The sequence below is a fragment of the Leisingera sp. CC-HEC093 genome (genome assembly GCF_059429195.1).
Genome location: NZ_JCAIJR010000001.1, coordinates 1033665 through 1046206 on the forward strand (window position 1 = coordinate 1033665; position 12542 = coordinate 1046206).

Here is a 12542-nt window from a genome sequence, read left to right on the forward strand (position 1 = left end):
AACAGGTGCGAATTGGCACCCTCCGGTACGAGATAACCTTGCGTGGTATAGTATAACCACAATGTGCCTAGAAGGATGCGACATGACCGAGATCACGCCGACCCGGAAGCCGCTCGCGCAGATCGCGCTTGCGGTCCTTAACACTGGTCATCCGGGTCCAATGCCCCGGGGCACAACTGAGATGGGTGCTCACAAAATCTTTACAAGCCGTTACCGCAAACTTTTTCGCGTTTTGTTCTGATTTGCTGTTCCGAGTTGAGAAATAATGTTTGAGCTTGAGCTTTAGGCACGGGAAGCCCAGGCAGGCAGCGCACCGGCCTCAGTCAGACGCTGACGGACGAACGGGTCCAGAGCTTCCGGCAGCAGGTCGCGAAGCAGCCTCCATTCCGCCGATTGTTCATCGACCTGTTCGAAATGGCCAAGTCTGTGACCGCTGATCGATCGTCGTAGGTGCTCTCCGACCTTGCCCGTCAACAGGGCGTGCTGAGAGGTATTTTCGATCAATGTGGTCAGCAAGCGTGCATAGGGGGCAAGCGACCCGGAGTTCTGAAAGGTGTTCAGCATCCCTTTGATATTGGGGTGATCGCTCGCAAAATTCTCGGGTTTACCAGCGGCCTCAGCGACGATGGAAAACGCGGCACCGACAAGCCGGTCGATACGTTTCCGCTCCGCGAATGTGTCAAGCTCGGCTAAAGGTAGATCGCTCATTCTATCACCCCAAGCTCGCAATGAGTGGAAGTATGGCAAGCGTTTTTGCCTAATCTGTTCGAGCAGCGGCCCTGCAAGCCGATCCTCCAGGAATGGGCGTCGGGATTCCGGGAAGGTCAGTGCGTCGAAGCGGACCAGAACGGGTGCGTCATATCCCTCACCGTTCGACAGGTGGCAGGATAGCACCAGCGTGTTTTGTTCGCGTGATGCACTGACTGCCTTCTGGTCAAGGACAAAGGCATTGCCCCTATGCCGATGAACAACGTCCGAAATCGCTTGCGGCACGCAGTCAGGATCGAAGGAAGATAGCACCCATAAGAGGGGCATTCCTTCGCGGTCGTAGTGAATGCATCTCTGGGAAACCTCGGTCTGAAAGGTGCGTGACATTTGGTATTCGACGGCAAAGCGTCCAAAATCACGCCAATCCACAAGAACGTCAGGATAGCGCCCGTGCTCGCCTTCTTTTGGAGCCAGATACTTGTCAACCTTCGTGCCCTCACATCGCTCGTCTAGAGCAGCAAGCTCCGCAATCAGCTCACACATGCGGCGGTGTGTCTCGGATTCTTGTTGTCCGCGATACTGCGCTGCCCGGGCGTCATTCGGGTGCATGTTCTTGCCAGAGTACCAGGGGCAGCGAGGGTCCGAGCCTTGATAGTGAGCAAAAAGCGGGCGCCCGTGTGAGGTCGTGACATAGACTTGCCCCTGACAAGCTACGCACCGGGCAACTAGGCCGTCTTTGCCGTTACGGTGATCCGTGATGTCCGCCCGCAAGCTTTCCCAGCCCTCGCGTGGCATAGCGAGCAGTTCACGGGCCGACAACGGGCCTAGGCTTTCGAAGATTGCTTCTTCAATTATGCGGCGAGGTTCACGGGGCATGGACACGGACTGTAACCGAGGTCAGGTGTCTGTGTCTTCTGTGAAAATCCAATTCTAGGCGGTCGCGTGTTTCTATCGGATCAGGCAGTGCAGGCCTGCACGCAGCATCAGTCACCCTGATCAGAGCAGCACATTTGTAGTTTTGTGCACCAGTGAGCACTGTCGGAGAAAGGATCCTGAGCTCCAGCCTCAAACCGGTTGAACCCTCGGGCCATCTGCCGGACGCCGTCTACGACAAACCAACGTTTGTCGGCTACGGAGGGAGCGGAATGGCAGAATATGTTGTCTACTATCGGGTTTCGACGGAACGGCAGGGGCGGTCCGGCTTGGGGCTGGAAGCACAGCGGGCGATGGTTGAGCAGTTCCTTCAGCCCGCCGACAACGTGATCGCCGAGTTTACCGAAATCCAATCCGGCAAACGTGACGACCGGGCCGAGCTGTGGAACGCGATCAACCTCGTCAAGAAGACCCGGTCCAAGCTGCTGATCCCGAAGCTGGACAGGTTCTCCCGGAAGGTGTCGTTCATATCGGGGATCATCGACCAGGGCATAGAGCTGACCGTTTGTGAGCACCCGAACGTCTCAACCTTCTTCCTGCATCTGCTGGCCTGCTTCGCCGAGGAAGAACGCCGCCAGATATCAGAACGCACCAGAGCCGCGCTCAGAGCCGCCAAGAAGCGGGGAACCGTGCTTGGCCGGAATGCCCAAGCCTTGGCCGCCCAACGGCAGCTAGAGAAGCGGGAATTCTTCGAGACTGTGCGTTTAGAACTCGAGCAAGCCCTCAGCGAGGCAGGCAGCTATTCAGGGGCTGCTGCATTGCTGAATGCGCGGGGCATAAGGACATACAAGAATGGACTCTGGCATCCTCAGACGGTGAAGAACTATGTCGGGCTCACACTAATCGAGTGAAACCAGCCTTCAGTTGGTTACGCATATTTCTCGGCAAGCTTAGCCCAGTGCCCATGACCGTAGACGAGTTCTAGAAGTGACATATTTAGCGCAGACAAATATTGATCTACAAAGCACTCAATTGCCATCAAGTGGTACAACTCAACTTTGATCGGCTCACCTTCGGTGAATGAGAAATCCATATTCCCCTTAATCTTACATGCCTCACTTAGCTCGCCCGTCACATTGGTGGCACTGTGAGTAATGTGATTTCGCAAGACACCGAACATTTTGATCGTTGCCATCCAATCATTTACTTCAGTGTGTTCAAAGACCGACGGCTTCCGCAATCCCGCCGAGGTCCAGTAGGATCTGGCAACTTTTGGAAGGCCATCATACAGCTTCTTTCGTCTCCAATCTTCATACCTCTTCGACCAAGCCGCCAGCCAAGCATCAGGGTGTTCAGCTCTTCTACCAAACTTTCTCCGAACGTCTTTGTAGTCTGGCCCCTTAATCAAGGATTGTGGGTTGTGCCGGAGGAAAATTTCATGAGCGTCGAAGGTGATGTCCTCTACAACTCCGTACATGTCTGCGAAACCGTACGCAGCGATCAACTCACTGGCTTCTTGATACCGATCTGACGCCTCTGTTCCAGGCCAAATTGCCAAAGGAACACGCATCGGCGCGCCATGTTCAACTCGCAAGGTTTCGGTTTGAAGTCGCTGGTCGCCAGTAAACTTACTGTAGTGATCCGAAGACACATGCATTGCGTTAATTGTGAGCGCCCACCGCAAATAGACACTGCGTGACATATCTCGCCAAGCGCCAATTTGTTCAGTGGTCTCCTGGATCCATTCTTCATCTGGATTTTCGGCAAGATGAATCCAATTTTGGACATCCTCTCCGCCTAGATCTTGCCACATCACCTTCTTTTGAGGCGCGAACGAGGTTCGCTTTCGAATGCTGTCTAATGCCATAGGGATACCGAGTTGCACATTTCAATCCTGAGATGAACATAGGCTTGATCCGACTTCAACTGGGCTTGGGGCTTCTGCCAAACGACGCCACCCATTCCTTCAACGGATCACGCGGATGCAGCGACATATCAGCAACCTCCACATCCAGGCTGAACGCCGCCTTCGGCGTGAGGAACTGCTCCACGTCCAACTCGGGGAACAGCGTCTCCTTGATGTATCCCAGCAGCTCTACGGTTTTGGCTGTCCGCGGCACCTGATGCGGCACGAAGGCTGTCTTCTTCCTGGCATTGTCCACATCGAACTTCGTGCAAGGAATGCGAAAGCTATCATTCAGGATGCGGGCAAAGTCGTTGACCCTGAGCTTGTGGTCCGAAGTGATGCCGTCGCCGCCGCTGAACGACGCCACGTTGATTTTGTGTGTGCCCGCCTTCCGCAGTTTATGCGCTATGCTCAGGTCCCGGCGGAGGCGTTTCAGGACACCATCCTCTTTGGCGATGTAGGCCCCAGCAGGCCCCTGCGCCGCCAGCTTGCCTTCAAAATACTCAGCCCATGCTTGGTAGTCAGCAAGCGACTTCAGGCAATGCGGGGTCTGCTTGTTGTAGTCCGCCCAGATGTCCCGCGTGGTGTTGAACTGATCCACTGTGTCCCATGGCTGGGTCGAGAATGCCAAATGGGTGCGGCTTTGCCCGCCGCCGGTTGTGACAGTCACGTCTCCCGCCGCCGCTGGCCTGCGCTTCCAGTCAAATTCCATGGACAGGCGTTTGGTCATGGTTTTGTCTACGAAGTCCATCCCCTGCTCATACATCTCCCGGATGCCCGCACCCATCGTCACCGTCAGCGTGTCGGTTGGCTTGCGGTCAAAGAACAGGTCGACGATTTTGCCATTCTGCTCGGGCTTGGACAGCATGGCGTCCAGCTTGATGCCGCCCTTGGCCAGCACCACCCGCTCATCCTCTTTTGGCACCATTTCTGTGCCATCCCAGTCGGAAACTTCAGACGGGCGCAGCGTGGCTTGACCTCTGGTCCGCCAGCCAACAGGCTGACGGATGATGTGTTTGACTTCGTAGATGCCCCATTGAGCGGCCAGCTTGATCCGGGAGTCCAGATACCTGCGGCCCAGCTGCCCCTTTGCAGCCGCCGTCATTTGAGCATCTGTGGCCGTGGTCAGAAACCCGTCTGTGGTGACGCTGAATATCTGCACGTCCGGAGGCAGGGCGTTCATGATCTCGCTGAGCACACCCCGGCAGAAAGCCGTGATAAAGGCAGCATAGACCGGGTTGGTGATCTTGCTCGGCCCCAAGCGTTTGGTATCTGCATCCCTCAGGTCATATATCCGGCGCTCCCGCAGACCCTGGGCCGTCTTGCCGTACGTGGAATTGACCAGCTCTTTCCAGAACAGATTGTCCAGGGTCTTCTTCGGGTGTTTGGCGCGCTCGTCGATGCAATGACGGGCGAAGTCGAGAAACGGCCGCTTGGCGTGGCCCCCATATTCCCTGACGCCATCATCTCTGCGGCTGATAACGCGGTCAGAATCGACCCGCCGACCCTCCACCAGTTCAATCTTTGCCCCTAGCTGCTTGGCCAGCAGGATTTCACTGATATGGGTCGTGCTGTTGCCTTTGCGGGGAAACAGCAGGCCGTTTTCTGTGCGCACCGGCAGGACCGGGTACCGGACGTCTTCCGGGAACTCAAAGTTCACATTGGCAAAGGCCAGGTCTTCGACCGTCAAAGCGGGACCCAGCAATTCTTCTGTGCTGGCGATGGGGGTGATGGTTGACCAATCAGGCTCCCCGATGAGCGCCATGGCCGATGGATACGCGCTGGCCAGATCATAGTCATACCAAACACCTTCCGGGGCCGGGCCAAACCAGAACTGCTCATTGCGCCCGCCATGATAGCACTCGGTGAAAAAGTCCTCGCTCCAAAACAGCTTCGGCAGGGACTTAGGCTCAGTGATGGTCACATAGCGCTTTGTCTTGGTGTTCCACCGCTTCTCTGCCACCATCTCTTTGCCGACGATTTCAAGCGGGTCGAGCCCTTGGGACTCCCAGTGCGCCTGGATCAGATCAACACCGATGGACGTCAATGTCACCGGCAGTTTGAACGCCTTGGTCTTGTCAAAATACAGCCGGATCATGCGGATAGTATATTGTGCACAGACCTCGGCATCCCGAATGGCATAGTCCCGGAACAGCGGCCAGTTGGACTTCAGCAATTCCCCCATGTTTTCTTTGTAGTGCTGTTCCTGCTGCGGGTCGTCAGACAGCTTCAGCTTCTCATAGCCAAGGATTTCCCCCAGCTTGGCAAGGCTTTTGGCCCCAGTGGGCGCAAGAGCAATTGTGTCCCGGATTAGGACATGCAGCCTGATTGGCTTGAGCTTGTCACCCCGCTTGAGGTTGACCTTGATATCCTTGCTGACATTCATGAACAGGTTGCGGATATTGTCTAAGTTCATGGCTTTCCGGGACTTCTCCTCCTTGAAGTCAGAGAACCCCGGCACGTCTGCCCGCGTGAAGTGGGCGACCAAGTAGACATTCACCGGCAGCCTCAGATTGGGGTGCGTCCTGAACCCGTCCCGCAACGCATGTTCCAAGAACTCAACCAGGGTTAGCCGGTCGTCGTCTGATGGTCCCGGCGGCAGCACAATGCCGGACCAATGCGGCTCTGCACCTGCATTGCCGGGGGTAATGACATGGCAGCTATACTGGTAAGACAGCACCTGATTGCGGACTTCGGCTAGGCCATCCGCATTTACGATTGCCTCCCGCTGGTACTCCGTGTCGAAGCCGATCACGAGATAGCGAATGTGCTTCGAGTTTGGCCTGTTCTTGGGGTAAAACTGATCAGGCCGGAAATTGACTTTGGCTTGCATGGAACCCTGGATCTAGGTGAGGCTGCGAGGGGAACGTGCTGAACTGCAAAAATAGTAAATGTTGATGCCCTACACCCATACGGAACAAATACTATTTTTACCAGCCGTGACAGCAGCCAGGGCAAGCCGCCGGGGCCGTGGGATAATCTGCCCCGTTCCCCGGTGTTTGGGGGACATTCTCCCTTTTTGACCAAATCGCCGTGAACCTCGGGAAACCCGGCGGCCTCGACGTATAAATAACCCCACACACAGAAGACACTCCGTACACACGCCCATATTGAACACAGCTCGCAGCTCTCTCGTATCAGGAACGCGATACAGACAACCACATAGACAGCCCGAAGCGTCATGCGATCAGAAGGTAATCTCCGCCGGATGGTGCCGAACCGAATCCAGTAGGTCAGCAGACATGACGTCATCGAATAGTAGGGTCAGGGGACAGCGAAAGCGGGGGAAGGGTGAAAGCCCCCATCAGAGAGCCAGAGCAAAACAATTGTCATCACGAGACGGGGAAGTGCCGTCGCCGAGCTAGCCGAACTGCCGTCCACGTCAAGCTAGCACATCGGTCCGCTGTTTGAGCAGCACGTAGGCTGAGACCGGATAACCGCCAGCCGCGCTTTGGAAAGCAATCGTGTGTGGATGGTTTGTCAGACCTTCGGGTCTCACAGGCTTCTCCTTAACGGATAGGAGAAGTATGTCCAAAATCCAAGAATACCAAACAGATACAAACGCAGTTCTTGATCACGAAGTGATCAAGCGATTGGCCAAAGATTGGCTATGGCTTCACTTCGTGAAGTGCTTCGCAGGAGCCATAGGATTTGCTGGCTGGTTGGGCTGGGCGGGCTGAGTTTAGAGTTCGGCCTTCGGCCAAACTGGTTCTGCAGCCCGCCAAAGACCATCATCCTCTGAGGCTGATTTCCATGAATACACTTTCGCCAACGCCCCCTAGAACATCATCGAGTTCTTGGGTGTTCAGTCCATCGACCCCTTCTACGATTTGGCTGCTCAGCTTCTTGGGATCATCCGATGCCAGGTAGGACCAATAGAAGGCTGTGCCTCCGGGGAGCTCAACTTTCTTTTGCTGATGGAAGTCCCGAACTTCTTGTTCAGTCAGGCCGATCGCGAGGGCAAAATGAACCCTGCGGCCTTCCACCCGACCGACGCCCTCGAAAATCGCTTTTTTGGTGGTTGCAGGGCCACCATTTTCCTCCAGCCACTTATGGGCAAGACAGTTGCCGGGAGCCGAGCGTTTGACTGCTGACGGAGTGAAAGTGATGATTTCGATAACGGCCATTGAGAAGAGTTCCTTGGGATAGGCGCTGCGCACGATGCAGATCCGGGATGTTAAATCCGAGACCAACACCACGACCGTGTACCTGATGAAGTCACCTATCCCAATTGAAATGTCACTTGCCGAAGCGGCTGCGGATGGCCGACGCGGCTCCTTCCAGCACATCATCCAGCTTGCCTTCGCTTGCCAGTGCCTTCAGCTTCTGAAGGTTCTCGGCCACGTCCTTGGCATTGGTGCATTTGATGGCGTTCAGGCCAGGGGCCAGCTCAAGGGGAGCCTTCCCGTAACGGGGCGAGATGAACCAATCGCCCTGATCCGATTTCCACACCCAAGTGCTTTTGATCGTGCTGGTATCACCATCCGGCATACCTGCTAGCTGCTTGTCGATGGCGGTGATGAATTTCTGACGGCGCTGGCTCGACGGCTGGCCTGCCTTCGGCTTCTCGGCGGCTTCAAGTTTGAACTGTTTCTCAAGTGCCATTGGGGTCTCCTTTGCTACCCCAACGGCGTCCTGCAGGTCGTGTGCGGTGGGCAACGGGCTTTTGAAGCATTTTGAATTGCTTAAAGACCCGCTATTCGAAGAACCGGACAGCAAAGAAATTCAGATTGGAATAGACATGACCAAGACTACTGACTGGGATTTGCCTGAAAGCATTTGGGACATGCGCCGAAAGGCGCCATTCCACTTCCTTGCTAAAGCCGACAATGCCCGAATGTCAGCATATGTGCTGTCGCACGTTAGTGACGACTTGGTCGATAAGCTTGCCGCAGACGCCCCGTATGGAGGCGATCACAGGTATGCCACTGGAGAAGGTTTCAGGCGAGAGGCTTCAATTGCTATGGAGCTAATTTTAAAGGCCATTTTGTGTGTCAAAACAAAAGGCACGCCACCCGCTACACATGATGTGTATGATCTTTGGGCTGAAGCCGGGCTTCCAAAGCTTTCGAATGATGACGCGCATCGCTTGGCCCAAATGACACAGCTGCTGTATTGGGCCGGTAGATATGCTGCTCCACGGCGGGACAAGGATTTGATTAGATCGCAAGAACGGTTTGAAAAGCACAAGCGGACTGAGAGTTTAGGCGGGATGACAATCAGGAAACACATTCCGCTCGGGTGGGATGAGTTCGACTCATTGTATCAAGCGGCAGCTCAACACTTCTGGGACCTCAAGCCCAACGACCCACAGAACCACGTTTCATGATTGAAATAGGCTGGGTTTGCCCTTTGCTCCGAGAAGGGCTTCAAGGGGCGGTCGGGCCAACTTCAGCCTTCGCTATCAATCATCCCCACGCGTCTGCAGGTTTTCGATCAGCTCTTTCGTAGGGGCCATGTTCTTCAGGTAAAAGCGCTCCAGCTGGTCCACCGACGTGCCAGCATTCTTGGCCAGGGTGTAAAGGTTCACCTTACCCTGGGAGCCTCTGAGGCGTGCTTGGATGGCATAGTGCCGGAGGGAGTACGGAGACAGCTTCCTGTCCTCGTCCAGCAGCTCAGCCTTTTCCAGGATATGGTTGAACAGGCGGCGGGCGGTGTTGATGGCCGTCCTGCGGTTGGAATATTCCGGCATCCACACAAAACCGTTCCGATCAGAACCCGTTTCATCAAAGGGGTTCAGAGTCCCGTGATAAAGGGGAACAGCCAGCGGCATGGTCACGCTAGTGCGCCCGCCGGTCTTGCCGCCACGAACATTCATTTCCAAATGCGGTGGTTCGCCTTTGATCTGGATATCCTTGTGCTTCAGCCCGAACAGCTCACCTTCTGTAGGCCGAAGGAAGGTGTGAACGACGAACCGGAACATCTTGGCGTGGTGGCCGGTGATCTGGACGCCGCGGACCATATCCCCACGTTTGGCACACTCACCGGCAGCCTTCATGAACCGTTTGTATTCGTCGTCCGTGAAGGTGTGGCGGGGCGTGTCCACGGTCTTCTGCTTCGGCATCACCGGCAGGACGTTCAGGATGCCGTCTTCCACCGCCAGTGTCAGGACCTTGCGGATGATGATTGTGTGTTTGGCCTTGGTCGATTCTGCCAGCCGCTTTGGCCGGTTCTCGTCCAGATGAATCAGGTAGTCCCGGACTTTGCCGGTGGTGATCTTCGTGACGTCATACTTACCGAAATAGCAGATCAGCCCGTCCTTGGATCGGTTCAGCAGCTTGTTGTCGCCGTCTGACCACTTGGACTTGCCCTTTTGAATACCCATCAGCTTCTTGGCATAGTGTTCGAAGCTGGTGGCTTTCTTCTGAGCATGGTCGCTGTTGGCCTTGCTGCGGTATGAGTCGGCAAACTCAAAGGCCACTTCAATCGCTTCGAGACGCGATGTCTCCTTGGATGACCGGTGGACATATTTCCCCGCTAGGGGGTCCCTGAAGCGGATAAGCCAGTACGGGCTTCGGGCTGACAGCACGATGGCCAGCCCTTTCCGGAGATGCTTGATCTTGAGTATTCGGTTTTTGGAATCTTGGGACAAATCGAGCCCGTCAGAGGAGTGTATAACTGTGTGTAACTTTTACGGGTGAAATCTGACGATCTCAACGGACCAAATAAATCAACTATTTCAGTGATTTAGTGGTGCCCGGGGGCGGAATCGAACCACCGACACGAGGATTTTCAATCCACTGCTCTACCCCTGAGCTACCCGGGCACGGGAAGGCTTATCGCCTTGGGTGTGGGCCTTCTATGCTGTGCGCGCGGCAGTGTCCAGAGGGTTTTTCAAAGAAAACAACTAATGTCGGGTTTGGTCCGAATTGCCGTCTTGCGCGCGGATACGTTCCGCTTCTTCCAAAGCAATTTCAGTGTCTTCCAGCTCCTGGCTCGGCACCGCGTATGCGCCGTTCAACCATTTGCCAAGGTCGATATCCGCGCAGCGTTTGGAGCAAAACGGACGAAAACTCTGTTGCGATTCTCCGCCGCAGATCGGACAGCTCATCTCAGCACCTCCCTCAGGGCTATACGGCCGCGTTTGCGCTGCAATTCGTAGTGGCCGAGGTTGGTCCAGCCCGCCAGAACCGTTTCCTCGGAGTCCGCCCGGAAGGCGGCCCGCAGCGCGGTTTCAAAGCCGCGGCGGTCTTTCTTGGGCATCGGGGCCAGGTCCAATATGATCTGACCGCCCAGGCCCCGCACCCGCAGGGCGCGCGGCAGGGCTTTGGCGGTGGCCATATTGGCCTTTACGCCCGCTGCAAGCGACGTGTCCGAGCCAGTGTTCACATCCACCGCCACCAGGGCGCGGGTCGGTTCGATAAACAGGCAGCCGCCGCCTGGCAGCGGCTCGCGAATCCCCTGTGCCGTGTCCAGCGCATCCAGCACACCCAGCCGTTCGAACCCGCCGGGCTCGCGTTCCACGCCGGCAGGCTCCACCCAGTCCCGCCAGGCCAGCAGATGGGGCGTGTCACCTTCGGCCAACACCTCCGGCTCCAAGCCTTCGTCCTGCATCACCTGCGACGCCAGTGCCGCCATAGCGGCAACGTCTTCTGCGATCTCTTCGCTGTCCGCACCGGCACAGGCCGAGCGCAGGATCAAGCCGTAGCCCGCCTCGCCCATTTCCTCATGCGCAATCTCCAGCAGCCGGTCGCGCTCTTCCTCATCACGGATGCTGCGCGAGATGTTCAGGCCCGGCGCCTCGGGCGTGACAATGGCATAGCGGCTCTTGAACAAGAGCTTCTGGGTTGCCGGAATGGCCTTGCCCGGCTCGGCGTAGCCGGAGACCTGCACCAGGATCATTTGGCCCGGCGCCAGCCCCTTGACCTGGCGCAGAAAAGCCGGGCCGTCGGGAGTGGTCAGGAACATGCCGCCCTGCCCCTTCACTGGCCGGTCAGCCCGGGCCCGGTAAATGGTTCCGGGCGCTGGTGCGTCGCTTTCGATCAGTATGTCTTCCAGCTTGCCGTCCACCATGAGTGCAGCGGCTTCGCGGTCCTGGATGTGGTCTAGGATGATGGTGCGGCCCTTCATGCGGCGGCCTCCTGATAGAGCGGCAGCCCGGCGGCGCGCAGCAAGTTTGCGGTTTCGGATAGCGGCAGCCCGACGATGCCGGTGAAGGAGCCGCTGATCCAGGGAATAAAGGCGCCTGCAGGGCCCTGGATGGCATAGGCGCCGGCCTTGCCCTCCCAGTCGCCGGTGGCGAGATAGGCGTTCAGTTCCTCGTCGGAGAGGTTCTTCATCTTCACCTGGCTGACCACATCCTTCTGCCAAACGCGGTCCCCACGGCGCACGGCGACGGCGGTGATCACCCGGTGGCGGCGGCCAGAAAGCGCTAGCAGGAATTCTGCCGCCTCGCCCGCATCGCGCGGCTTACCCAGGATACGGCGGCCAAGGGCGACGGTTGTATCGGCGCACAAAACAACGTCTTCCGCCTTCGCCGGGACAGCTTCGGTCTTTTCCCGCGTCACTCGGGCGCAATAGGCGCGCGGCAACTCGCCCTTCTGCGGCGTTTCGTCAATCTCCGGCGGGCGCACTTCGTCAGGGCTCACGCCCAGCTGCGCCAGCAACTGCAGCCGCCGCGGGCTGCCCGATCCCAGAATGAATGCCATGCCAAAGCCCTCTTGTCCGTCTCAGCTGTCTTAGAGTTTTTCTGCATGTGCCGGAAGCCTGCACCGCCCCCTTCTACTTTGCAAAAATACTCCCGCCGGAGGCAGCGGCCGCCAGGCCGCCAAAGACAAAAGCCCGGCAGTTAGCCGGGCCTCAGTATTTCTTCCAGATCAACAGCTTATTTGAAGCGGTAGTTGATCCGGCCCTTGGTCAGGTCATAGGGGGTCATTTCCACCTGGACCTTGTCGCCAGCCAGAACACGGATGCGGTTCTTGCGCATCTTGCCTGCCGTATGTGCGATGATCTCATGGCCGTTCTCAAGCTCGACCCGAAACGTCGCGTTAGGCAGGAGTTCCTTCACGACACCGGGAAATTCGAGCGTATCTTCCTTGGCCATGTTGTCTCCATC

At 56.8% G+C, this 12542-nt stretch carries 12 protein-coding genes and 1 tRNA gene; 2 read left to right on the plus strand and 11 right to left on the minus strand.

Features of this window, described 5'->3' with window-relative positions:
- Positions 1-282 precede the first annotated feature (282 nt).
- On the minus strand, positions 283-1317 hold the full coding sequence (locus AC5STB_RS04935; RefSeq protein ID WP_495441863.1) for a competence protein CoiA family protein: 1035 nt from the start codon (positions 1315-1317) through the stop codon (positions 283-285).
- A 536-nt stretch (positions 1318-1853) separates the two neighbouring features.
- On the opposite strand from AC5STB_RS04935, the gene AC5STB_RS04940 reads away from it, so the two are divergent.
- A complete protein-coding gene (locus tag AC5STB_RS04940) occupies positions 1854-2492 on the plus strand; it encodes a recombinase family protein (protein ID WP_495441865.1) in 639 nt (212 codons plus the stop codon).
- A gap of 17 nt (positions 2493-2509) precedes the next feature.
- On the opposite strand, the gene AC5STB_RS04945 is transcribed toward AC5STB_RS04940, so the two are convergent.
- The 4 genes from AC5STB_RS04945 to AC5STB_RS04960 form a co-directional block, all read right to left on the minus strand.
- Positions 2510-3448 carry a hypothetical protein gene (locus tag AC5STB_RS04945; protein WP_495441866.1) on the minus strand — a complete coding sequence of 313 codons (939 nt, stop codon included), beginning with the start codon at positions 3446-3448 and terminating at the stop codon, positions 2510-2512.
- 55 nt (positions 3449-3503) lie between these two features.
- Complete coding sequence (locus AC5STB_RS04950) at positions 3504-6320, minus strand: DNA polymerase (protein WP_495441868.1); 2817 nt, start codon at positions 6318-6320, stop codon at positions 3504-3506.
- Between the two features lie 898 nt (positions 6321-7218).
- Positions 7219-7614, minus strand: coding sequence for a hypothetical protein (locus AC5STB_RS04955; RefSeq protein WP_495441869.1), 396 nt, complete (start codon positions 7612-7614; stop codon positions 7219-7221).
- A 112-nt stretch (positions 7615-7726) separates the two neighbouring features.
- Positions 7727-8092, minus strand: coding sequence for a hypothetical protein (locus tag AC5STB_RS04960; protein ID WP_495441870.1), 366 nt, complete (start codon positions 8090-8092; stop codon positions 7727-7729).
- Between the two features lie 46 nt (positions 8093-8138).
- Between AC5STB_RS04960 and AC5STB_RS04965 the strand changes: the two genes are divergently transcribed.
- Positions 8139-8816, plus strand: coding sequence for a HEPN domain-containing protein (locus tag AC5STB_RS04965; RefSeq protein ID WP_495441871.1), 678 nt, complete (start codon positions 8139-8141; stop codon positions 8814-8816).
- 75 nt (positions 8817-8891) lie between these two features.
- Here AC5STB_RS04965 and AC5STB_RS04970 read toward each other — a convergent pair whose 3' ends face one another.
- The 6 genes from AC5STB_RS04970 to infA form a co-directional block, all read right to left on the minus strand.
- Positions 8892-9908 carry a tyrosine-type recombinase/integrase gene (locus tag AC5STB_RS04970; RefSeq protein ID WP_495441872.1) on the minus strand — a complete coding sequence of 339 codons (1017 nt, stop codon included), beginning with the start codon at positions 9906-9908 and terminating at the stop codon, positions 8892-8894.
- Positions 9909-10178: 270 nt separating this feature from the next.
- A tRNA-Phe gene (locus AC5STB_RS04975) sits at positions 10179-10253 on the minus strand.
- Between the two features lie 81 nt (positions 10254-10334).
- Positions 10335-10538, minus strand: coding sequence for a DNA gyrase inhibitor YacG (locus AC5STB_RS04980; RefSeq protein ID WP_495441873.1), 204 nt, complete (start codon positions 10536-10538; stop codon positions 10335-10337).
- Positions 10535-11557: a ribonuclease E/G gene (locus AC5STB_RS04985; protein WP_495441874.1), complete on the minus strand. Its 1023-nt coding sequence runs from the start codon at positions 11555-11557 to the stop codon at positions 10535-10537. Before AC5STB_RS04985 ends, AC5STB_RS04980 begins: the two co-directional genes overlap by 4 nt.
- Complete coding sequence (locus AC5STB_RS04990; protein WP_495441876.1) at positions 11554-12135, minus strand: Maf family protein; 582 nt, start codon at positions 12133-12135, stop codon at positions 11554-11556. The genes AC5STB_RS04985 and AC5STB_RS04990 overlap by 4 nt, the downstream gene beginning before the upstream one ends.
- Before the next feature lie 176 nt (positions 12136-12311).
- Positions 12312-12530, minus strand: coding sequence for a translation initiation factor IF-1 (gene infA / locus AC5STB_RS04995; RefSeq protein WP_005978431.1), 219 nt, complete (start codon positions 12528-12530; stop codon positions 12312-12314).
- Between the last annotated feature and the right edge of the window lie 12 nt (positions 12531-12542).

Coding starts and splice junctions, on each gene's coding strand:
- AC5STB_RS04935 (WP_495441863.1), bottom strand. CDS start 1,317: ATGCACCCGAATGACGCCCGGGCAGCGCAGTATCGCGGACAACAAGAA.
- AC5STB_RS04940 (WP_495441865.1), top strand. CDS start 1,854: ATGGCAGAATATGTTGTCTACTATCGGGTTTCGACGGAACGGCAGGGG.
- AC5STB_RS04945 (WP_495441866.1), bottom strand. CDS start 3,448: ATGGCATTAGACAGCATTCGAAAGCGAACCTCGTTCGCGCCTCAAAAG.
- AC5STB_RS04950 (WP_495441868.1), bottom strand. CDS start 6,320: ATGCAAGCCAAAGTCAATTTCCGGCCTGATCAGTTTTACCCCAAGAAC.
- AC5STB_RS04955 (WP_495441869.1), bottom strand. CDS start 7,614: ATGGCCGTTATCGAAATCATCACTTTCACTCCGTCAGCAGTCAAACGC.
- AC5STB_RS04960 (WP_495441870.1), bottom strand. CDS start 8,092: ATGGCACTTGAGAAACAGTTCAAACTTGAAGCCGCCGAGAAGCCGAAG.
- AC5STB_RS04980 (WP_495441873.1), bottom strand. CDS start 10,538: ATGAGCTGTCCGATCTGCGGCGGAGAATCGCAACAGAGTTTTCGTCCG.
- AC5STB_RS04985 (WP_495441874.1), bottom strand. CDS start 11,557: ATGAAGGGCCGCACCATCATCCTAGACCACATCCAGGACCGCGAAGCC.
- AC5STB_RS04990 (WP_495441876.1), bottom strand. CDS start 12,135: ATGGCATTCATTCTGGGATCGGGCAGCCCGCGGCGGCTGCAGTTGCTG.
- infA (WP_005978431.1), bottom strand. CDS start 12,530: ATGGCCAAGGAAGATACGCTCGAATTTCCCGGTGTCGTGAAGGAACTC.